Annotated in this window: 16 protein-coding genes and 1 riboswitch; of the genes, 5 read left to right on the top strand and 11 right to left on the bottom strand. The window is 53.2% G+C overall.

The genetic code is table 11. From position 1 onward, the window contains the following. Positions 1 to 2: 2 nt before the first annotated feature. The 5 genes from KI810_RS08870 to KI810_RS08850 all read left to right on the top strand — a co-directional run bounded on the left by KI810_RS08870 (position 3) and on the right by KI810_RS08850 (position 7345). The gene (locus tag KI810_RS08870; RefSeq protein WP_214175148.1) at positions 3 to 755 is read left to right on the top strand and encodes an ABC transporter ATP-binding protein; all 753 of its coding nucleotides are present in this window, start codon (positions 3 to 5) and stop codon (positions 753 to 755) included. 143 nt (positions 756 to 898) lie between these two features. Beyond that, positions 899 to 1642 carry an ABC transporter ATP-binding protein gene (locus KI810_RS08865; RefSeq protein ID WP_214175147.1) on the top strand — a complete coding sequence of 248 codons (744 nt, stop codon included), beginning with the start codon at positions 899 to 901 and terminating at the stop codon, positions 1640 to 1642. A gap of 54 nt (positions 1643 to 1696) precedes the next feature. Next, complete coding sequence (locus KI810_RS08860; protein ID WP_214175146.1) at positions 1697 to 3004, top strand: phenylacetate--CoA ligase family protein; 1308 nt, start codon at positions 1697 to 1699, stop codon at positions 3002 to 3004. Between the two features lie 312 nt (positions 3005 to 3316). Further along, positions 3317 to 5638 carry a DUF5666 domain-containing protein gene (locus KI810_RS08855; protein WP_246525388.1) on the top strand — a complete coding sequence of 774 codons (2322 nt, stop codon included), beginning with the start codon at positions 3317 to 3319 and terminating at the stop codon, positions 5636 to 5638. Between the two features lie 275 nt (positions 5639 to 5913). Next, positions 5914 to 5990, top strand: a riboswitch (cyclic di-GMP riboswitch). Between the two features lie 65 nt (positions 5991 to 6055). After that, positions 6056 to 7345 (top strand): cytochrome c3 family protein, encoded by a 1290-nt coding sequence (locus KI810_RS08850; protein ID WP_214175145.1) that lies wholly within the window; start codon positions 6056 to 6058, stop codon positions 7343 to 7345. Between the two features lie 106 nt (positions 7346 to 7451). On the opposite strand, the gene KI810_RS08845 is transcribed toward KI810_RS08850, so the two are convergent. The 11 genes from KI810_RS08845 to KI810_RS08795 form a co-directional block, all read right to left on the bottom strand. Continuing rightward, on the bottom strand, positions 7452 to 9074 hold the full coding sequence (locus KI810_RS08845) for a capsule assembly Wzi family protein (RefSeq protein ID WP_214175144.1): 1623 nt from the start codon (positions 9072 to 9074) through the stop codon (positions 7452 to 7454). A 35-nt stretch (positions 9075 to 9109) separates the two neighbouring features. Then, a complete protein-coding gene (locus KI810_RS08840; protein ID WP_214175143.1) occupies positions 9110 to 10672 on the bottom strand; it encodes a right-handed parallel beta-helix repeat-containing protein in 1563 nt (520 codons plus the stop codon). A gap of 13 nt (positions 10673 to 10685) precedes the next feature. Then, the gene (locus KI810_RS08835) at positions 10686 to 11330 is read right to left on the bottom strand and encodes an FkbM family methyltransferase (RefSeq protein ID WP_214175142.1); all 645 of its coding nucleotides are present in this window, start codon (positions 11328 to 11330) and stop codon (positions 10686 to 10688) included. 150 nt (positions 11331 to 11480) lie between these two features. Continuing rightward, positions 11481 to 12443 (bottom strand): radical SAM/SPASM domain-containing protein, encoded by a 963-nt coding sequence (locus tag KI810_RS08830; RefSeq protein ID WP_214175141.1) that lies wholly within the window; start codon positions 12441 to 12443, stop codon positions 11481 to 11483. A 75-nt stretch (positions 12444 to 12518) separates the two neighbouring features. Further along, positions 12519 to 13565: a glycosyltransferase family 4 protein gene (locus tag KI810_RS08825; protein ID WP_214175140.1), complete on the bottom strand. Its 1047-nt coding sequence runs from the start codon at positions 13563 to 13565 to the stop codon at positions 12519 to 12521. After that, positions 13562 to 14326 (bottom strand): class I SAM-dependent methyltransferase, encoded by a 765-nt coding sequence (locus KI810_RS08820; protein WP_214175139.1) that lies wholly within the window; start codon positions 14324 to 14326, stop codon positions 13562 to 13564. The genes KI810_RS08825 and KI810_RS08820 overlap by 4 nt, the downstream gene beginning before the upstream one ends. Positions 14327 to 14371: 45 nt before the next feature. Continuing rightward, positions 14372 to 15517: a glycosyltransferase family 4 protein gene (locus KI810_RS08815; protein ID WP_246525429.1), complete on the bottom strand. Its 1146-nt coding sequence runs from the start codon at positions 15515 to 15517 to the stop codon at positions 14372 to 14374. Positions 15518 to 15522: 5 nt separating this feature from the next. Further along, positions 15523 to 16683 carry a lipopolysaccharide heptosyltransferase II gene (gene waaF, locus KI810_RS08810; RefSeq protein ID WP_214175137.1) on the bottom strand — a complete coding sequence of 387 codons (1161 nt, stop codon included), beginning with the start codon at positions 16681 to 16683 and terminating at the stop codon, positions 15523 to 15525. After that, positions 16683 to 18107 (bottom strand): O-antigen polymerase, encoded by a 1425-nt coding sequence (locus KI810_RS08805; RefSeq protein ID WP_214175136.1) that lies wholly within the window; start codon positions 18105 to 18107, stop codon positions 16683 to 16685. Before KI810_RS08805 ends, waaF begins: the two co-directional genes overlap by 1 nt. An 8-nt stretch (positions 18108 to 18115) precedes the next feature. After that, positions 18116 to 19060, bottom strand: a complete 945-nt coding sequence (locus KI810_RS08800; RefSeq protein ID WP_214175135.1) for a glycosyltransferase family 2 protein — start codon at positions 19058 to 19060, stop codon at positions 18116 to 18118. Next, positions 19057 to 19992 carry a class I SAM-dependent methyltransferase gene (locus KI810_RS08795; protein WP_214175134.1) on the bottom strand — a complete coding sequence of 312 codons (936 nt, stop codon included), beginning with the start codon at positions 19990 to 19992 and terminating at the stop codon, positions 19057 to 19059. Before KI810_RS08795 ends, KI810_RS08800 begins: the two co-directional genes overlap by 4 nt. Positions 19993 to 20030: the final 38 nt, after the last annotated feature.

Raw genomic sequence — 20030 nt, 5'->3', positions numbered from 1 at the left:
AGATGCTGGAGATACGGTCAATAACCCAGGTTTTCGGCGGCCTGACCGCCCTGCTTGACGTTTCCTTTTCCCTCCGGCAGGGTGAAATAACCGGCGTCATCGGCCCTAACGGTGCGGGAAAGACCACCCTGTTCAACATCATCAGTGGCATCTACCGGCAGACATCCGGACAGATTTTCCTGAAGGACAAGAATATTTCGGGCTTTCCGCCGGAACGGCTCGCACGGCTCGGCATCGTACGAACATTCCAGAATATCGAACTTTTCGGACAGATGAGCGTTCTGGAAAATGTCAAGGTGGGACTCCATACGAAAAGCGGCTGCGGCATTTTTTCCTGTTCGTTCAAGCTGCCTTGGCACCTTGCGGAAGAGCGGCGCATAACGGAATCCGCCCGCAACTGGCTCGATTTCTGTGGAATAAGCGACCTTGCCGAACAGCGTGCCGACAGTCTTCCTTTTGGCAAGGGGCGTCTCCTGGAAATCGCCCGGGCACTTGCCATGGAACCGCAGATAATGTTCATGGACGAACCGGCTGCCGGGCTCAACAGCCGGGAGACCCAGGACCTGGCAACCCTTATCCGGAAAATCCGGGAGGCGGGAATAACTGTCGTGCTGGTTGAACATGACATGGAACTGGTCATGGATGTGTGCGACCGCATCCTGGTCCTCAATCTCGGCGAAAAACTTGCCGAGGGAACACCGAGGGAAATCCAGGAGAATCAGGCTGTCATCGCGGCATACCTGGGAGAGGGTTAAAGAGAAACGCGGCTTTTTCGCAATCGCGGCGTTACTCTGCGGGAATACTTGTGCGGCGTAGCGCTGCTACGCCTCCGCGTACTCCCTTGAGCGCCTTGCGCTTATCGAAAAATCCACGTTTCCATATTTCTTAGTGGAACATTATGCTCAAGATAACGAACATCAACACCTACTACGGCCAGGTTCACGCCCTTAAGAACATCTCCCTCCATCTCATCGCGGGGGAGATCGTTACCCTCATCGGTGCAAATGGTGCGGGAAAAACCACCATCCTCAACTCCATTTCGGCCGTGACACCGGTGAAAGGCGGCGAGATACATTTTTCCGGAAATCCCATCCAGGGATTGGCACCCGACAGGATTGTCAGCCTCGGCATCTCCCAGGTGCCGGAAGGGCGGCAGGTATTCAAACCGTTGTCGGTGGAAGACAATCTTGAACTCGGTGCCTACCTCCGCTTCCGTGCCCGGGAGGGGAGGGGAGCCATCCGCCACGACCTTGAGGAGATATACACGCTCTTTCCGCGTCTGAAAGAGCGTCGGCGGCAGATGGCCGGGACTCTGTCCGGCGGTGAACAGCAAATGCTCGCCATCGGCAGGGCACTCATGGCAAGACCAAAACTGCTTCTTCTCGACGAACCGTCCATGGGGCTTGCACCGCTGGTTGTCCAGGAGATATTCGGTGTCATTGACAACCTGCGCCGGGAAAAGGGGACTACGGTGCTCCTGGTGGAGCAGAACGCAAAAGCGGCCCTGAAGATGGCAGACCGTGGATATGTCCTGGAAACCGGTAAAGTGATACTTGAGGGAAGTGCTTCCGAGTTACTGGAAAACAAGGAAGTACAGCGGGCCTACCTCGGGCGGGACAAGAAAGAAGTGTGGGAACGATGATACGGCAGGAAGCGGGCGCGAGGCACGACTAACAAATTTTGCGAGGGGACGCATATGCAGCAGCTAATCTGGGAAGCCGAATACGAATGCATGCCGCGGGAAGACCTGGCGCAGCTCCAGCTGGAGCGTTTGCAGGCAACCCTCAACCGTGCCTACAAGAACGTCACCTGCTACCGGAACAAGTTCAACGAGCTGGGAATCGTCCCCGAGGACGTGCAGTCCCTCGACGATCTTCGTAAACTTCCCTTCACTACCAAGGAAGACCTGCGTCTCAACTACCCCTACGGCATGTTTGCCGTCCCCCTGCGGGAAGTGGTGCGCATCCATTCATCCTCCGGCACCACGGGGAAGCCGACGGTGGTCGGCTATACGCGCCATGACATCAAGACCTGGTCCAACCTGGTCGCCCGGTTCATGACCGCAGCCGGGGTGACCCACGATGACGTCGTGCAGATCGCCTTTGGTTACGGCCTGTTTACCGGCGCCTTCGGGCTTCATTACGCTGCCGAGACCATTGGCGCCTCGGTCATCCCCATGAGTTCCGGCAACACCGAAAAACAGATCATGATCATGCAGGACTACCGGTCGACCGCTCTCGTCTGCACCCCCAGTTACGCCATTACCCTCGCGGACCGGATGGAAAAAATGGGGATCGACCCGAAAACGCTTTCCCTCAGGATCGGTCTGTTCGGCGGCGAGCCCTGGTCAGATGCCATGCGGCGCGAGATCGAGGAACGTCTCCATATCAGCGCAACGGACAATTACGGGCTGTCGGAAGTTATCGGCCCGGGAGTCGCCGGCGAGTGCCAGGGGAAGTGCGGCATGCACATCTTCGAGGATGCCTTCATCCCCGAAATCATCGACCCGGATACCTGCCAGCTCCTTCCGCCGGGGAGCGTCGGCGAACTGGTCCTCACCACCATCAACAAAGAAGCGTTCCCCATGATCCGCTACCGCACCCGGGACATTACGTCCCTCGACTATACTCCGTGCAGCTGCGGCAGAACCATGGTGAGGATGAAGAAAACCATGGGACGCTCCGACGACATGCTCATTATCAAAGGGGTCAACGTCTTTCCGTCCCAGATCGAAGAAGTGCTCTTCGCCATCGAAGGATGCGAACCTCACTATCAGCTGGTGGTGGACCGGAAAGGGGCGCTGGACGTCCTCGAAGTGCGCATCGAGGTAACGGAGAACATCTTCTTCGACGAGATGAAAAAACAGAAGGCGTTTCTGGAGATGGTAGAAAAACGGATCGAATCGACCCTGGGGGTTGGTGCCACGGTCAAGCTGGTGGAACCCAACAGCATCCCGCGCCACGAAGGAAAAGCGGACCGGGTAATCGACAAACGCAGGTTGTGAACAAATGGTTCATGATAATTACTGATCCTGTCTTTTAACGGATATCACCTCTGCCGATTCCGCGCGAGTAACCTGTCTGATCCAGGCCAGGTCTGCGTTTGCACCACCTTCCCCATCCTTGTAGGACCATATAGTACCCCCTCTTCCGGTGACACTCCTCAGATTCTTCCTGAACATCCGACGGTAAAAACAGACAGACGCCCATCTCCTCCCCCCCAACAGGTTGCTATCATTGCAAAGGGTTTGCCCCACTGAGTCGGTCTGACCTATCAGCGGACGTCAGTTTCACAACCATCGGGCAAGGAGGACAAGATGAGATATCGCGCGTTGTACCATCTGTTCGTCGTCTCAGTCATGGCAGCGGTTATGGCCATGGCAGGCTGCAGCGGAGGAGGTGGGGGAGGGGGTACGGCACCAGCCGCCAGTACCCAGGGGGTGAGCAAAGGGGTCATCACCCAGCTGGGGAGTATATATGTCAATGGTGTCAAATTTGACACGAGCAGTGCCACTATCACCATGGAGGACCCCGGCGATTCGAAACTTAAAGTCGGTATGGTAGTCACCGTCGCAGGCACTTTCAGCGACAGTACCAATGGCAAGGCAACCAGTATTTCATTCTCCGATAACCTTAAAGGTCCGATTTCTTCCTTTGACGGTGGAGCGGGAATCATGAGGGTGATGGGGCAGACGGTCAGGTTTGACTCAACCACCCAATTCGACGATTTTCCGACCATGGGGACGAGCAGTGTCGTCCCGGGTCAGATGGTCCAGGTAAGTGGATTCACCAATCCGGACGGGACGATTCGGGCGACTCTCATCGAGCGCCATATGCCTGACTGGACACCGAGCACGACCGTCGAGCTGAAGGGGACCATCGGTGCCATGAATGGCTCAACCTTAGCCATCGGCGACTTGACGGTTGATGCCACTGGTGTAACCATGCCGACCGGCACAGGGGTCGGATCATTTGTAAAGGTAGAGGGAAAACTCGCGGCATTTAACAGCACAACCCTCAAGGCTACAAGCGTTTCAGCGCGCCGTAACGGCATCGAAATCGATGAAAAGGATGGTGACCGTATTGAAGTGGAGGGCTATGTCAGAAACCTGAACGGCAACAGGTTCATGGTGGGAGATACGCTTGTCAACGCGGGAACACTCTCCCTTGCGGGAATAGCGAATGGCGTCAAGGTGGAAGTCAAAGGGACGTTCCTCAATGGCATCCTGATTGCCCGTGAAATAGAGATAGAGGACGGGGCAGCGGTTCCTCCGCCGACGACCGTTCCCGCCGCTCCCGTCGCCAGCGCCGTTGGTGGCGTAAACCAGGTGACCGTCTCCTGGAACGGTGTCAGCGGCGCAACATCATACAACATCTACTGGTCGACCACCGCAGGCGTGACGCCGGCCACGGGGACCAGAATAACCGGCGTCACTTCTCCCTACGTGCATACGGGACGCACTGCCGGCACCACGTACTACTATGTCGTCACCGCTGTCAACTCAGCGGGCGAGAGTGCCCCGTCGGCCCAGGTATCGGCGACGCCGACCAGTACTCCAGCCGTTCCCGCTGCTCCCCTTGGAGTGTCGGCAGTCGGAGGCGCCAACCAGGTGACCATCTCCTGGGCAGCGGTCGCCGGTGCCACATCGTACACTATCTACTGGTCGACGGCAACGGGAGTAACCCCGGCAACGGGGACTCCGATTGCAAATGCCACGTCACCCTACGTGCAGACCGGCCTGACCGCCGGCACCACCTATTACTATGTGGTAACCGCGGTTAATGCCACCGGTGAAAGTGCCCCATCAGCACAGGTTTCGGCAACTACCGCTCCATCGGCGCCTCTGCCGCCAACAGCCCCGACAGGAGTCACCGCAACCGCTGTAAGCCCGACCCAGGTGAACGTCGCCTGGAGTGCCGTCACCGGTGCGGTATCGTACAACATCTACTGGTCCACCACCGCAGGCGTGACGCCGGCCACAGGGACTTTGATCGCCAACGCGACCTCTCCCTATAGTCACACAGGGCGGACGGCTTCAACTACCTATTACTATGTCGTCACGGCAGTTAACGCAGCGGGTGAGAGTGTCCCGTCGGCCCAGGCCTCTGCAACCACCTCTGCAACTCCGTTGCCGCCAGCCGCACCGACCGGTGTGACCGCCGTCGGCGGTACCAACCAGGTGACCGTTTCCTGGGCTACCGTTACCGGTGCAACTTACAACATCTACTGGTCGACGACCACAGGGGTGACGCCGGCCACGGGCACCTTGATCGCCAGCGTGACCTCTCCCTTCGTTCACATGGGGCTGACTCCATCGACTACCTACTATTACGTAGTGACAGCCACTGTTGGCAGCCTGACGAGTGCACCGTCAGCCCAGGTCTCGGCAACCACTTCTGCCGCTCCGTTGGTGTGCGGCACCTGCCATGCCATTCCTCCGGCGACTGGCCAGCATGCTTTCCATGTCACTACGTTAGGGTACAGCTGCGCCATCTGCCACGGCACCGGCTACAGCAGTACGACCGTAAACACGACGTTGCACCTGAACGGTGTCGTAAACGTTGTCAGCACCATCGGGTTCAATCCGACAACAAGCACCTGCGCGACACCTGGCTGCCACGGCAGCAGAGCGTGGTAGGTACTATCGGGCACTATAGTGTACGCTGAGGTCTTTTGAACCGGTAATGAATAAGAGGGGCTCCGAACATTCGGGGCCCCTCTTGCTATCATGGCGTTAATACTCTACGTTGTCCGGACGCTTCCCCGCACAGGCTCGATATGCTTAGCCTCTGACGTTCCCGTGGCGTGTTCTAACGACAAGGTAACAGGGCGGTAACATTTTTCTTGACGGATGATATTCAATTTTGGTAGCGTTACTTCTGTCAGACACAAAAAACGCAGACCGTAGTTGATAATCGATAATACTAAACCATCCGCGAGGATGGGACGGAAAGCCTACAGGGTCTCACCGAGACAGCCGGGTCGCCGAAATATCTCAACCAGATGTTAGGGCCCGGCTTTTTTGTGCCCGCCATCGACAAAAAAAGGAGAAAAGATGAAAAGAGTAACATCGTATCTATCCCTCTCGTTTGCCGTGGTTGCCTTGCTTGCCCTGTTTTCCGGTGTTCCGAAAGCGAGTGCGACTTCCACCCTTTATGCAAATAACTGCGCAGGGTGCCACGGTACGACACCCACCACCTGTGCGGGATGTCATGCACACGGCGTCCACTCAAGCAGTGCAAAAACCGGCATCAACCTGACCGGGACGACAAACAAGACCAGCTACGCACCCGGAGAAACCGTAAGCGTCACCATCGGCGGCGGATACCGTTCCGGATGGGTGCGTGCGATTCTCTATGATCAGAACATGGTCCAAAAGGCCATAAGCACCGGACCTACCGGAGAGGGGGGTGGTGCAAGCTTCCCCATCACCCTGACCGCTCCCGCACCGACGGCGCCGGGCACCTACACCTGGAACGTCTCCTGGTACGGCAACATGAATGATACGGGTTCCGCAACCTTCGGCGCTCGCTGGACCCCCGACGCAAACAATCCTGACCATGGAGAAGAGATCGTCAGCACGAACTCCTTTACCGTCGTTACCGCAGTCCCTTCCGTAAAAATCGGGGTCTTCAGCAACGGAACGTGGTTCCTTGACGGCAACGGCAATGGGGCATGGAACGGCTCGACCACAGATCGGCAACTGGTCTTCGGTTTCCCCGGTGCGATTCCGGTAATGGGTGACTGGAACGGGAGCGGGGTATCCAAAATCGGTGTGTTTGACAAGGGCACATGGTATCTCGACGTGAATGGCAACGGTATCTGGGACGGCGCGCCGTCTGACAAAAACATCATTTTCGGCGGCGGGCTCGCCGGGGCTGTTCCCGTAACCGGCGACTGGACCGGGACCGGCACCACCAAGGTCGGCGTGTATGTCGCCGGCAAATGGTACCTCGATCTTAACGGCAATGGCGTCTGGGACGGTGAAACGGTTGACGGCCTCTATACCTTCGGGGACAGACTCACGGGCGCTGTTCCCGTAACCGGCGACTGGACCGGGACCGGCACGACCAAGATCGGCGTATATGTGGACGGAACCTGGTACCTTGATTTTAACGACAACAAGGTATGGGATGGTGCATCTCTCGACCGCCAGTACTTCTTCGGGTTTAACGGAGCGCTGCCGGTGACAGGAGACTGGAACGCAGACGGCAAAACAGAGATCGGTACCTTCAACAGCGGGGTGTGGTATCTGGACCTGAATGGTAACGGTGCCTGGAATGGTACGCCGACTGACACCACTTACAATTTCGGTACCGGGATTCCGGTAGCGGGTAAATGGTAAGCTTTAGCTGAACAGGTGAAAACTGCTCAACGAAAACAGGGTGTGTTGCATTCGCAGCACACCCTGTTTTTGTGTCTTCGCCAAAACCCTTGAGGGCAGGCTGTGTTCAGTACCGGTAGCGGAGTTCGAACTTCGCCAGCTGATTGGTACGGTTCTGACCACCCACAAGGTCCACGTTGGTGATATGTTCCACCCCATACATCATCTGGGCATCGACATCGCCGTACACCGGCACCGTCCAGAACACCCGCCCCGCGTTCTTCCTCTCCACGGCCTGACCGGGCAAAAGACCGAACGAGCCACGTTCCGTGAAGAAATACTCCAGCGCCAGGTTGTTTCTCCCGTCGAACCAGTGGGCATAGCGGAAGAAATAATCATCCACGGCCCCCCCCTGGGAATGGCCGAAGGTCATGTTGTGATAGAGGAATCCTTCCGGGAACTTGTCGCTCCAGTAGAGGATGTTGTTCCCCCTGAAGTATTCGAAACGGAACTCGTTTCTTCCGTCCGCCGTCAACATCGGGATATGGATGCCGGCGAGGTAGCTCTCCACTATGGGCCAGAACGTCGCCACGTCGCAACCGGAAAGTTCTCCGTACAGTTCGGTGTTGCGCAGCCACGGCAGACGGTAACGGGCCTCGAAACCGGCATTGGCCTTCGAATTATCGGAAGTCGTCCCACCCACGAGCCCCTTTACCCAGGCATCCAGGCTGTTGTCCGTGCCCGGCCCCCCCTGCATCCGCCCCAGGTTCAACCCGATCTCGAGATTGGCGGTCGGTTTCATGCTGAGCTTCAGGGCGTAGAACCACGGTTGACGTTCCTGTCCATCGACATACGTTCTGTCCAGCCGTGAAAAAATGAAGGCATACTTCATGTCGCCGAGCCACGACAGCCAGTCGACACGAAATGGCTCGGGGCTCGACAGCTTGACGAAGTCGAGGTTGCGGGCATTGTTGGTCAGGGTTATCGCCCCACGGTACCCCAGCCCCAGCCAGTTTTCGTCCCTTCCCACTTCCAGCTCGAGGCTTTTCCCTCCCACCTTGAGGTATCCCCTGTTGAGCCGCAGGGTGGTATCGGAGCCGGTAACCAGCAGCGACGGTTCCAGAAGCGCCGCCATTTTGTCCAGGACATACCCCTCGGCAGCCCAGCGCACTTCACCGTTGTTCCCCCTCCGGTAGACGATGCCGTCGTTGTTTTCGAAGAGTGGCGTGCCTTCCGTGCCATGGAGCTGGACCGGGGTAGGGTAGGGGTTCGCTGGCCGCAGCCCCTGGCCGATGCCGAATACACCGTCGTTTCCGGGGTCATGGACCTGGCGTTCATAACTGCGGGGTTTGCCATCGAGATGAACATAGCGGATGAGGACCGATGACGCAGGGTTGAAATCAAACCGCGGGGATTCCTTCGCAGGTTCCTGCTTCAGGGTCACCTCGCGCCGGAGTAGTTCCCGTCCCCTCTCGATCAGGTCAACGGCAAAAACCGGTGCATCGCCACGGTCCTTGACATTTCCCTCGGCTTCCAGAAGGAGTCGGGCAGCCTCGGCCTTCGAATAGGGCTTTATCCCCCTGACGTCCGAGTGAATCAGCCCCATGCCGGCCAGTTTTTCCAGATACGGGTAGATGGGGCTGTCCAGTGAAATATTGGCAGAGGAGAGGGCCTCGCAATCCGTGACGACGCAGGCAGCCAAAATGGCAGCAATCGGTATGATAGCCAGTGCTTGACGAATTTTGACCATGTCATTCCATCCTCATTGCTTTTCAGTGGTATGGTTCAGTCGGGAAATGTATTGTTTGTGATGGTTACATCCTCACGCGTACCCTTGATACCTATCGTGGAAGAGCCCGGTCGAACCTTCACGACGTTGCCTTTAACCTCCAGCTTCTTACCCACGGCTCCCTTTTCGTAAATTATCCCGTCACTTTTCGTAGCCATACCTTCTATGGTGTTTCCTACGATGGATACATCCTGGGCATCCCTTACGAAAATGCCATTGCGGTTATTAAGTATCGAATTATTGGCGATGTTAATGTTCCTGTTTACGCCATTGTCTCCATAAACGTCGTACTGGGCGAAAATCCCGATACCATAACCGGTCGGGTCCACCGGACTGGCTGACAAATTGCCGGTGATCGAATTATTCCTGATGACGATATTCGTCGACCCCATGACGGTAATGGCCCCGATCCAGATTGTGTTGGCAGACACGACATTATCGCTTACCACAACATCATCGCTCCACGTAACGAGGATTCCGTGGCCATAGCTGCCACCGGCCCCCCACGGAACCCCGGCATTGTCATGGGTGTAGTTCCTGGCTACGACGATGCGCTTGTTTCTCGGCAAGTTGTAACTTGTCCCCAGCCGTCCTTCCACCTCTATTCCGGCCACTCCGTTGCGGTATGTTTCATTTTCAGTCACGACGACATCCTGGTTGAAGGCAAAGACATTGATCCCATCGCCAGAGTTGTCATGGCTCTGGCACTTTTTTATGACCCCGTCTTTTACCCAACTGAATGCTATGCCGATACTCAGTACGAAATCCGCCGTTCTCCCCAGGTTCTTAACCTCACAATCGATCACGCTGAGATGTGATCCACTATGCAGGTATATCCCCGCCATCCGTCCACTGTCGGTAGAATTGTACGAATTGCCGTCAACAGTTATCCCTTCTACGGTCACATTCGTTCTTGCGGAATAGTTGCCGGAGCCATACGTATAAAAGCCTATCATGAACGGGTCGGCATAGGTGACCCCGGCGATGTTTTTCCCCGTATATCTCACTCCTCGGGGACGCTGGAAAACAGTCTTTCCCCGCACACCGCGCAAATGCGTATTGGAGTTCAGCAGTACTTCCGATTCGATCAGGTAAAGCCCGGGAGGACAGAAGACTTTGGGAAACGCATTGATCGCCTTGTTGATGCTGGCCGCACTGTTTTCACCCCACCATTGGGGAGAAACTTCTTTCACCGAACCATCGATAAAATGGATGTCTCCCTGTCTGAATCCCTCAAACACCTTATAGAGCCCCGCGGTAAAAGGCCCGGCAATGGTAACCGTATACTTGGCCGGGTTTACGATCGCCCCACCTTTTGCAATGGACAGGGAAACGTCTGAAGGAATTACGAGATCCCCGGAAAGTTTCTGGAGATCTGAAATCACCAGGGTTTTACCGTGAGCAGCAGATATGGCGGCGGAGATTGAGCCGTAAGTGCGGGCATTGACAGAGGCAGCTGCGGGAATAGGGGGGGCGGGCGGCAACGGCGCGCTGTGCACCAGAGCAGGAACCGCGAACTGGCTGATCAAGAGGAGCAACCCGAGGAATACTATACGCATTGTCTTTGACCTTTCACTCGGCCATGCGACATTCGGTTATGTTCATATGCCTGGAGTCGATAAAATGTTCACAATGTACCCGCAGTCTTTCGAGCGAGTACCCTTCGCTCTCAAGAAAATCGTTGATGTGAAACTCTCCCGCAAGGTATTCGATCCTGCCCAATACGTCGGTGTTGAGCAGGATTTCATGCTCCGACCCTTCACAGTCTATCTTTAACAGCTTGCATGTTTCGATTGACTGCTCGCGGAATATTCCATCCAGCGTCACAGATTCTGCAGAAAAGAACTCGTGCTCCGGCAAATGCAGGTCCTTCTGTTGTCCCGAAGCCCCGCCTGTATTCGACGGATGCACCAGCATATCCAGCGGTCTTCCGTCCCTGGTTACGGCCTTGTTGAATGCCGTGACGTTCTTCACCCCGTTTACCCTGATATTTTCAACCAGATTGCGGTAATTGTGCGGTGTCGGTTCGAAGGTATAGATGGTGATGAAGGGAAAGCGCTTGGCGAGGTACAGGGAAAAGTACCCCACATGACCGCCGATGTCGATGACGATATCGTTTTCTTTGAACGGTATGTGATTTATGCCGTAGCAGTCTTTTTTCAGTTCACGATGGACCGCCAGCAGCGCGAACGAGGTATCATAGTCGTAGAGCGTCAAGGATACATCGTTCAGCGTGACGTCTCGCGGAATTATTCTCGGTTCTTTCGTGGGCCGGGGAAGGATCCTGGCTATCTGGTATCTGACATATTCTTTTATCATGGCGTCATTTGAGGAGGCGCACGCTCAATCCAGCGGTGAACGAGTCTCCTATTCCCCGTCTTTCATAAATTTGTTCTGCAGAATCCAGCGAGCGGGAAGCCAGAGATTCTTTTTCATCTGCTGGCTGACGGAACCGATCATCCAGCAGTTGTTCGTACAATGTTTGACCTTTCTCCGTATATCTTCCGCGTCTGGAGAATTCCATATCTCTGAAAAAGCTTGATCGCGGATATTCCCCATGCTTTCCTGCATGACATTGCAGGGATATACCTCACCGTACGGGTCGAGAAAAAACGAATCATGCCCCATGTTACACGGCAGGAGGCGTGGCTTCCCCTCGATGAAATTTATCAGGCCGTAATTGAAATATGCCCTGAACCATTCCTTCACCTTCCTTGACTTTAACTGTTCGCGTATCAGTTTTTTGAATTCTGCAACTGCTTCCTCGGGCTGTTCAAACATGTTGTCTGATTTGTGGAAATAGAAGGCATTGTGAATAGCTGCCGTGGCGAATTCCAGGCCCATCATTCTTGACAATTCATACAGTTCCAGCAGATCTTTCGCGTTTCGGTCCGATACGGTTATGCCGAAACCTATATCTTTGATGCCCATCCGATGCAGTTCGAGCAAACTTCTGATGCCATGGTCGAAGCCGTCTTTAAGGCCCCTCAATTCATCATTTGCCGCCGGCAGTCCTTCAATGCTTATCCTGATGCCGATATCACGGTGCTTGCTGAACAGTTGCACTATTTTTTCAGTATAGAACCCATTGGAACTGATGACCACTCGCCGCGACTTTTTTTTCAAGACGGAGACGATAGCGTCAAGGTCTTCCCGCAGAAACGCTTCGCCTCCGGTCACATTCACCGTGTTCATAAAAGGCAGCTTTTCATAGTCCGCTACGCCGATCTCCTGATCTGCGTCAGTGGGATATTGCCAGGTGTTGCACATGTGGCATCGGGCATTGCACCGGTACGTAACGATGATGCTCGCGAATTTGATAGTACTCATGGTCTTGGCACCGAACTTTTCTTTCTATCCGCACATAGTGTTGTACAACGCTTCGAACTGATCCGCGATTCTATCCTAGGAGTGGTTGGCAAGCACATGCGTTTTCGCCTGTTCCTTGAAAGCATCCACGGCATGCTTGTCATTGATCAGATAGTCCAGTTTCTTTGCCAGGTCAGAAACATCTTTGTTCCTGAAGGAATAGCCGAGCCCGTGCAACGCCTCGAGATTTTCAGGGATGTCGCTGACAAGGCAGCAATTCCCATAGCTCATCGCTTCGAGGAGGACCGTTGACAGCCCTTCGATTTCCGACGGATGAACGAACAGGTAACAGTTGGTCAACAGTTCGCACAGCAGGTCGCCAGTCGCAAAGCCTGTGAAGATGATGTTCCTGTTTGCCGCTGCGATCTTCAGGAGTTCGTCCTTGTAGCCGGTTTCATGCTCGGCATCTCCGGCAATGACGAGTTTCAGGCTGGTATTCAATTGTTGATACGCCTTCAGGAGATAGTGGGCGCCCTTTTCCTCCACGAGCCTTGCGGCAAAAAGGATGTAATCGTTTTCCCCGAGGCCGAACTGTCGGATCAGATTCGGCTTTTCATACTGCGGCGGATTCACCCCCGTTGGAATATACACGCATTCCCGCTGATACCGTTCCGCCAGATAGGATTTCTGCACCTTTGATACGGTCGTAAGGATGTGGGGGAACCTCACCGACGGACTTTCCAGGAGTTTGAGGACCAGTTTCCCGATACTTCCCCATTTGGCGCGTTGCCATTCTATGCCGTGCCCCTGTACCACGACTTTCCTCCCAAGCAGACGGGGAATGAAGCAGAATGCCGCCGGGCCGAAGGCATGGAAATGAACAACATCCGCATTTCCGCTGATTGACTCTGTCAGGGTCGCGGTGAAGGCGGTGCCAAGTTTCTCAAGGCTTCTGCCGCGGAGCGAAGGGAGTGCAACGATCTTCATCCCCCGGTACACACCACTGCTCCCGCTGTAGTGCCGCATCGTGTAGACCGTCACCTCGTACCCTTTCGCGGCGAGCCTGGATCCGACCTCCTCGGTGTATTTCTCGATACCACCGCAATAGGGAAGACCTTTCAGTGTGATGAAGGCGATCCTCATGCTCTATCCAGTCTCCTGAAAAGCAGGAAAAGATGGGGATTCAAAAAGGAACCGCCGATAAGGCGATTCGAGGAAAGCCGTAACAATCCATCCGAAACGAGGCTCCCAATACGGCCGAATTTCTTTTTGACGCGCTCCAACTGATAGTACCCCCGGGGGTTCAGGAATGCATCCAGCTCAAAACCGAATTCGCGAAAACCATTTCTCAACTCCCTCGCGGAAAGGGTCTTGTTCTCGAAGGGAGAATGAACTCGAAAACCGGGATTCCCGTGCATATCGACGTGGTGCTCGTCCACGGGAAAATACTTGTTCGGCGTCGTTATGATGACGTGGCGAGAGGAAACCCTGCACAGCTCCCTTATGAAGAGGCGTCGCTCGATTTGGTAATCTTCTGCCAGTTCCAGCATGCCGTCGCGCGTTCCGACATGTTCGATCGTTTCGAGAGAATAAACGAGATCGAAATGCCGGTCAGGGAACGGAATCCTTTTCCCCTCTCCGCTGATCAGAAAGCTGTACGTGTCGGTTACGTCGTCTTTGAAATGGGGGTCGATGCCGTAGGCCTCGAATCCCGATTCCCTCAGGACAACCGGGCCGACCCCGCTTCCGCACCCGACCTCAAGAATGCGGGTTGCATTCAAGCGCTGCAACTGCGGCACGATAAAGTTCTGTATCTTGAGGCGGGCGACTTCGATCGAATGCTGGTCATCGTAGCCCTTCCAGATAACACTGTCCTTCAAAAGGGATGTCCATTGGTTTTGCATTGCCGTCCCTTCGTGCATGGTGTGACTCTCGTCCACCATGGGTAATCAGGATGCTCGTGAAGCCGCCTGTCGTCCAACGACGTTGATCGTGTCCAGCAGTTGCCTTCCAGCCCGATCCCAGGAGAACTGGCGTGCACGCTCCAGTCCTTTTGCCGAGTACTCAGTCCTCAGTTCATCGTGGGTGATCAGGGTACACACAGCTTCTGCTATGGCACCACTGTCTAAAGGGTCGACGAGAAGGGCAGCGTCACCGCCGACCTCGCAAAGGGAAGACGAGTTGGACGTAACCACCGGACACCCGCATGCCATGGACTCCAGCACGGGCAGTCCGAAACCTTCGTACAACGAGGGAAAGCAAAAAACGGTAGCGGCGCTGTACAGATACGGCAGGTCCTCGTCCTGGGTGTAACCGGTAAATAGTACTCTCTGGCCAAGGCCGAGTTCAGCGACCTTCTGATGGATCAGGTGGGCATCCTTACCCTTGCCACCGGTCATGACAAGCTGGTGCCGCACTCCCTTCAACGTCAGGGCATGATAGGCATCGACCAGGCGCAGCAGGTTCTTCTGGGGTAACGTGAGCGTGCCGGTGTACAGGATGTAATCGTCATCTATGCCGAACTTCGACCGAACGTGCTGTTTTGCCACATCACGGTCGACAGGCCGGAACAGGGAGAGGTCGACACCGTTACGTATTACGGCGAGCTTACGGTCTGGCACATGGTAAATGTGCTTGACGTCGTTCCGGGTGTTTTCCGAAACGCTGACTATTACGTCAGAGAGTCGCATGGCCAGGGGGAATGCCAGCCTCCGGAACAGTAGCTTGTACCATTTCTGGTTAGGAATGTGATGCTCGATAAGGTCGTGCTGAAACAGAATGGTCGGCGCCAGCTTGAACATATAGAGATTGATCTGGGGAAGGATCACCAGATCGGCCTTCTGCGCGAAGATACTGTACACGAACCCCGTCTGGGTCCACAGGTGGTTCAATAGACTGTTGCCGGCCGGAATGCCGTTGGAAATCAGGTGAAAGCGTGGATTGGTAAAGTGTATGAAGTCCTTGAACTCCTCGTTCACATAGATGAAGTACTCGTTTTCAAGGTCAATATCCTGCAGCGACTTGAACAGGTTTTCGATCACCCTCCCCACGCCTGTCTTTCTTCCGCTGAACCTGCCGTTCACCACGATGCGCATATGGTTCACACCTGCCTGTCCTGGAGGAGTGCGGCGGCCTCTTTATAGACCGTGTACCATGCTATTTCCTTCATGCACTCACTCCGGCAGAGTAGATATCCCTGACTTTCGTAACAGGGTGAACAAGCTGTTGCTGATTGAACGACACGATGGTCATTACCGCGCGGCGCAAGATTTGCCGGACTGGTTGGGCCAAAAATAGATACTGTTGGCGTTCCGACTGCGGCAGCCAGGTGCATCAGCGCCGTGTCGTTCGTAACGACGATATCGCATTTTTGCAAGAGAGCGGCTGCCTGCATCAAACTCGTTTTGTTGACTACGTTGATAATTCGCTCTGCTGAATCAGGATGTTCTCTGCGCACGTGCGCAAGTAGGCGGGTCGCAATCTCATCGTCTTCGCCTTTGCCAAAAAGCAGAATTATGGCATCGTCTTTCTTGATCAACTCTAGTGCGACCTGTGCAAACCCCTCTGTCGTCCAGTTCTTTGCCAGCACTGTTTGGCCCGGATTACGGCCGCCACCCGCTACGATGCCAACTACAGGAGAAGTGCTCTGCAGCAATTGCTGAGGTAGTAGCTTTTCGAGTATCTGGGAATCATTCTCATCCAGCTTTACTGGAAAATCCATGCTCGTGTCATCTATTTGGGCTCCTGACAACCCGACAACTTTAAGGAAATTATGCAGTCTATATTCATTTTCTGTGACTTTAGCTTTGTGGGTCAATGCAAATCCTTCATTCTCGAACTCATACCCAACACGCACAGGAATTCCGGCCATATAGCAATAAAAAGGAAATAAAAATGTGTCTAGCAGTACAGCCATATCAAATTTACACGTTCTCAACCATACGATGAATCTAAGTAATCCCCCTATATCCCTATGCATAACTATGGCGTTGGTTAAGTAAACCACCTCATCGAAATAATCGAGAGACCGGACTACTTCCCGGTTCCACTCCATGGTGACAAAAACTATACGAGCGTTGGGAAACGAGTGACGCAAGGCCCTGAATGAGGGTATTGCCATTACAATATCACCGATTGCCATCCTGCAGAAAACGAGAATGTTGCAGTAACCATCGGGCACGGCAGGTGGCCGGGAATAACGAAAAAAGCGATTGCCAAGTGTTATGACGGCATTTCTTAGTAGATTTTTGGCATTCACCATTACAACTCGTACCCGTTTTTAAAAATAACACTGCGAACCGACCACACAAGAGCTACGACAGCTATCGGTAGAATAAATTGAAGGTACCCAATGGTAACACTCGCTATGTCTCCTGGTATTTGATACGCGAGACCTGCGACCAGCGTAATGACATACATAGTTACCTTAACCGGGTCCTTGTCAACTGGATAAAAGCAATGCTGAACCAATGCGGCAAGCAAACCGTAGAGCATCATTCCGATTGCCACACCGAATAGATGGAAATTCATGAACAACTCTCCAAGCAAGGTAAGCCTTTCACCTATCCGGAGAAAATCGTGGCCGAGAAATTCTTTTATGATGACTTGAGCCGGTTTTATCGTGTCTTTCTGGGGAAACAATGCACGAGGAATAGGAGTGGTCAGTATGGGCAAAATGGTCCTGCCCATCTGCAATTCGAGTTGCTGGGGGACGATTTCTATTGTTTTGGCATAGTTATCGAATTCTACGGCAGCTTCCAGCAGCAAAACGTTGACCACACTCCATTCTGCCTCACTCCACTGCTGGCTCCTGAGATAACCGGCAACCGATGCAAGCAGCACCAGCATCATAAATATGACAATCAATTTCTTGATTCCTATCCTTGTACGCATATAGTGGTAGCTTATGAGGGACAAAACAACAAAAGTAAGAAACAACCCACGATACATGTTGAGAATTATGAGACATGCTGTTGTTACATACAATATGAACACGATCAGTTTGAGTCGTGTCTGTATTTTCCCCTTAGTGCTCAAATAACAGTTAACGATGAGGAGCGTCAGGGGAACAATGGACAGGGCAATAAATTCATAATATCCTTTACCTGCCATCAGTTCAGTTTTTGTCTCTTTGTAATAATCGCCTATCAGGATTGGAATCCCGCCGCCACTTTTCCAGAAGAGCATATTCATGCATAAAAAAAAGCCAAGCGTAAACAATGCTCCGTAGAAAAGGCTCGCTTGGTTCCATCTTCCACGCAGGGCAGGGGGTGAGCTAACCTTTTTTCCAAAAAATATGCTTCCCAAAAAATAGCCACTGTAAAAAAATATGATACCTGCAACGGACAGAAGAATGACAGGGTTGATCATTTCATCAGGCACCACATTTGCCAGCAACGAGAGTTTGCTTCTCAGCATATAAAAAGAAGGGCCTAGCCCAAAATAAATAAAATAGATCAAAGGGATGAATACGATCGTGCTGAAAATATCGAAAGAATTATTCTTCAGGTTGTACAATAGTGGCGCGATACATAAAATGAACAATACCATTATCAGCATTTCGCTGACAAGAACACGAGGCTCTATATGCGACAGGGAATATCCTATGACAATGCTCACAAAGAGTATGACATAGCCTGCTTTGCGAAAGAATTGGGTCTCTTCCCTGTCAATGTTAGGGCGCATTGCGTGCATCATCCTTCTGATCTGGTTACTCTATATCTTTGTTTGTTTGGCATCGACCAAAAAGCTGTGACCCCCGTATACATACCTCGCATTGCGGGATAATCGTGATTCAACAAGCTTTTGACCGCATTACGCAACAGCCAGTTTACCGAGAACACCAACAGGAAGCTGGCAAATTGCATCCTGGAAGCGTGCTTGTACTCAAGGTACAAGGCATTTCTGGTTCCCATGTGCATGCTGAATTCCGTACCTTTGACGTTGGCAGAGATTCCGATTTTGTGCCATATCCTGGACGACGGTACATAAAGACCTTTGTATCCGGCTTTTATCGCGCGTAAGCTCCAATCGGCATCCTCCGAGTAGCAAAAAAAATTATCATCCAACGGTCCAATCTTCTCGATGACTTCCCGCTTGATCAGAAATGCACATCCGGTGATGAAGTTAACTTCTCTCGTAGTATCGTACTGGCCATGGTCAATCTCCTGAAAACCGAAATGCCTGGATAGACCTTGCAACAGCGATATGTTTCCCCCCGCATACCAGAGCAGGCGAGGCTCATCGTAATAATATATTTTGGGGTTCAGAATCCCCACATCTTTTCTCGACTCACCGGCAAACACCAATTCATCAAGAAATTGTCCATCCACAACCGTATCGTTATTCAACAAAAGCACGTAATCTGCGTTTTTCTGAAGTGCAGCGGTAATTCCCCTGTTATTGCCACCGGTGAAACCGAGATTTTGACCGGTTTCCATGAGCAAAACCTGCGGGTACTTTTCTTTAATATAGCGTTGAGAGCCATCAGTCGAACCATTGTCGACCACGATAATTTCATAGTTAGAGTAGGTCAGGGCATTAAGCGATTCAAGGCATTCGGACGTATCGTCCTTGCCATTCCAGTTAAGGATAATAATTACCACTCTGGGCAACATGTCGAATCCTGGTTCGGTCAAGGTCTTTTCGTAAGGTAAAACGCAGCCATGTCACCGCGATTCTGTTTATTCAGCTCGGCAGCTTGCTTTTTATAGCGCTCCATATCTTTCTTGCTGAACAGGGCGGACTCTTTACATATTCTGTATGAGTGTGGCGACGTCAGCGGGATGTCTTTCAGGTACTGCTCGCTGCCGCAGAACTGAAGCTCATCGGAATCATACCTGATACCGCTTACCACGAGTCCTGCATGTGCTGCGAGGATTCGCATCGACTCCACCGAGTGCAGAAAAAGATGCCGGGGCGCATCCAGTTGCACCCAGTTCGTCCGGTAATGCTCCCATGCATAGGAACTCACTGTCGGTATCCTGATTATGATCGTGCCGGTGTGCTGCAATAAGATGCTTGCAGCATGCAGCGTCTCCTGAGGGTCAGGCATATGCTCGAACGAATGATTGAACATAATCAGGTCAAATAATCGCTCGGTTTCTTTACTGAAATCAACAAGGGACTTTTTCAGAATTTTCAGCCCGTTGTTGTAGAGTATATCCTGCCTGACAAACGGGTCTATGCCGATGATGTGTATGCCCAATTCCGTCAGGTAGTGCGCAAACTCTCCACTGCCGCAACCCACGTCCAGAACCGTTTTATCCTTTAACCCCTGGACCTCGTGCAACGATTCAAAGGGCATGACCGGCCGTCGCAGGGCGTATAACAACCTGCCCACCAGTCCTCTGCGAAACAGGGCGTATTCATTTCTCTTTCTGCTGATAAAGCGCCTCAGTTTTTTACCTGGCGAAGCCTCGTCAATGGCTGTGAAAGAGTAGTATCCGTCCGGATAAAAGCCGCTCATGTCATGGGGGAGGGCGGCTATCTGCAGGCAACCGCATTGTAAACATTGGAAATAGTCAAATTCTTCCCGCGTACCGAAGTACATTTCGCGGACGGTGTACATGCTGTTCTTGTCAGAGTTGCAGATCCTGCAGATGAAAG

It is taken from the genome of Geomobilimonas luticola (genome assembly GCF_018476905.1).
GTDB lineage: Bacteria > Desulfobacterota > Desulfuromonadia > Geobacterales > Geobacteraceae > Geomobilimonas > Geomobilimonas luticola.
The sequence above is the reverse complement of the archived record's forward strand: the minus strand, read 5'-3'. Positions and strand labels throughout refer to the sequence as shown.

Bases quoted from the DNA above. Each gene is read 5' to 3' on its own strand.
- KI810_RS08870 (WP_214175148.1), top strand. From the start codon at position 3: ATGCTGGAGATACGGTCAATAACCCAGGTTTTCGGCGGCCTGACCGCC.
- KI810_RS08865 (WP_214175147.1), top strand. From the start codon at position 899: ATGCTCAAGATAACGAACATCAACACCTACTACGGCCAGGTTCACGCC.
- KI810_RS08860 (WP_214175146.1), top strand. From the start codon at position 1,697: ATGCAGCAGCTAATCTGGGAAGCCGAATACGAATGCATGCCGCGGGAA.
- KI810_RS08855 (WP_246525388.1), top strand. From the start codon at position 3,317: ATGAGATATCGCGCGTTGTACCATCTGTTCGTCGTCTCAGTCATGGCA.
- KI810_RS08850 (WP_214175145.1), top strand. From the start codon at position 6,056: ATGAAAAGAGTAACATCGTATCTATCCCTCTCGTTTGCCGTGGTTGCC.
- KI810_RS08845 (WP_214175144.1), bottom strand. From the start codon at position 9,074: ATGGTCAAAATTCGTCAAGCACTGGCTATCATACCGATTGCTGCCATT.
- KI810_RS08840 (WP_214175143.1), bottom strand. From the start codon at position 10,672: ATGCGTATAGTATTCCTCGGGTTGCTCCTCTTGATCAGCCAGTTCGCG.
- KI810_RS08830 (WP_214175141.1), bottom strand. From the start codon at position 12,443: ATGAGTACTATCAAATTCGCGAGCATCATCGTTACGTACCGGTGCAAT.
- KI810_RS08825 (WP_214175140.1), bottom strand. From the start codon at position 13,565: ATGAGGATCGCCTTCATCACACTGAAAGGTCTTCCCTATTGCGGTGGT.
- KI810_RS08820 (WP_214175139.1), bottom strand. From the start codon at position 14,326: ATGCAAAACCAATGGACATCCCTTTTGAAGGACAGTGTTATCTGGAAG.
- KI810_RS08815 (WP_246525429.1), bottom strand. From the start codon at position 15,517: ATGCGCATCGTGGTGAACGGCAGGTTCAGCGGAAGAAAGACAGGCGTG.
- waaF (WP_214175137.1), bottom strand. From the start codon at position 16,683: ATGGTGAATGCCAAAAATCTACTAAGAAATGCCGTCATAACACTTGGC.
- KI810_RS08805 (WP_214175136.1), bottom strand. From the start codon at position 18,107: ATGCGCCCTAACATTGACAGGGAAGAGACCCAATTCTTTCGCAAAGCA.
- KI810_RS08795 (WP_214175134.1), bottom strand. From the start codon at position 19,992: ATGTACACCGTCCGCGAAATGTACTTCGGTACGCGGGAAGAATTTGAC.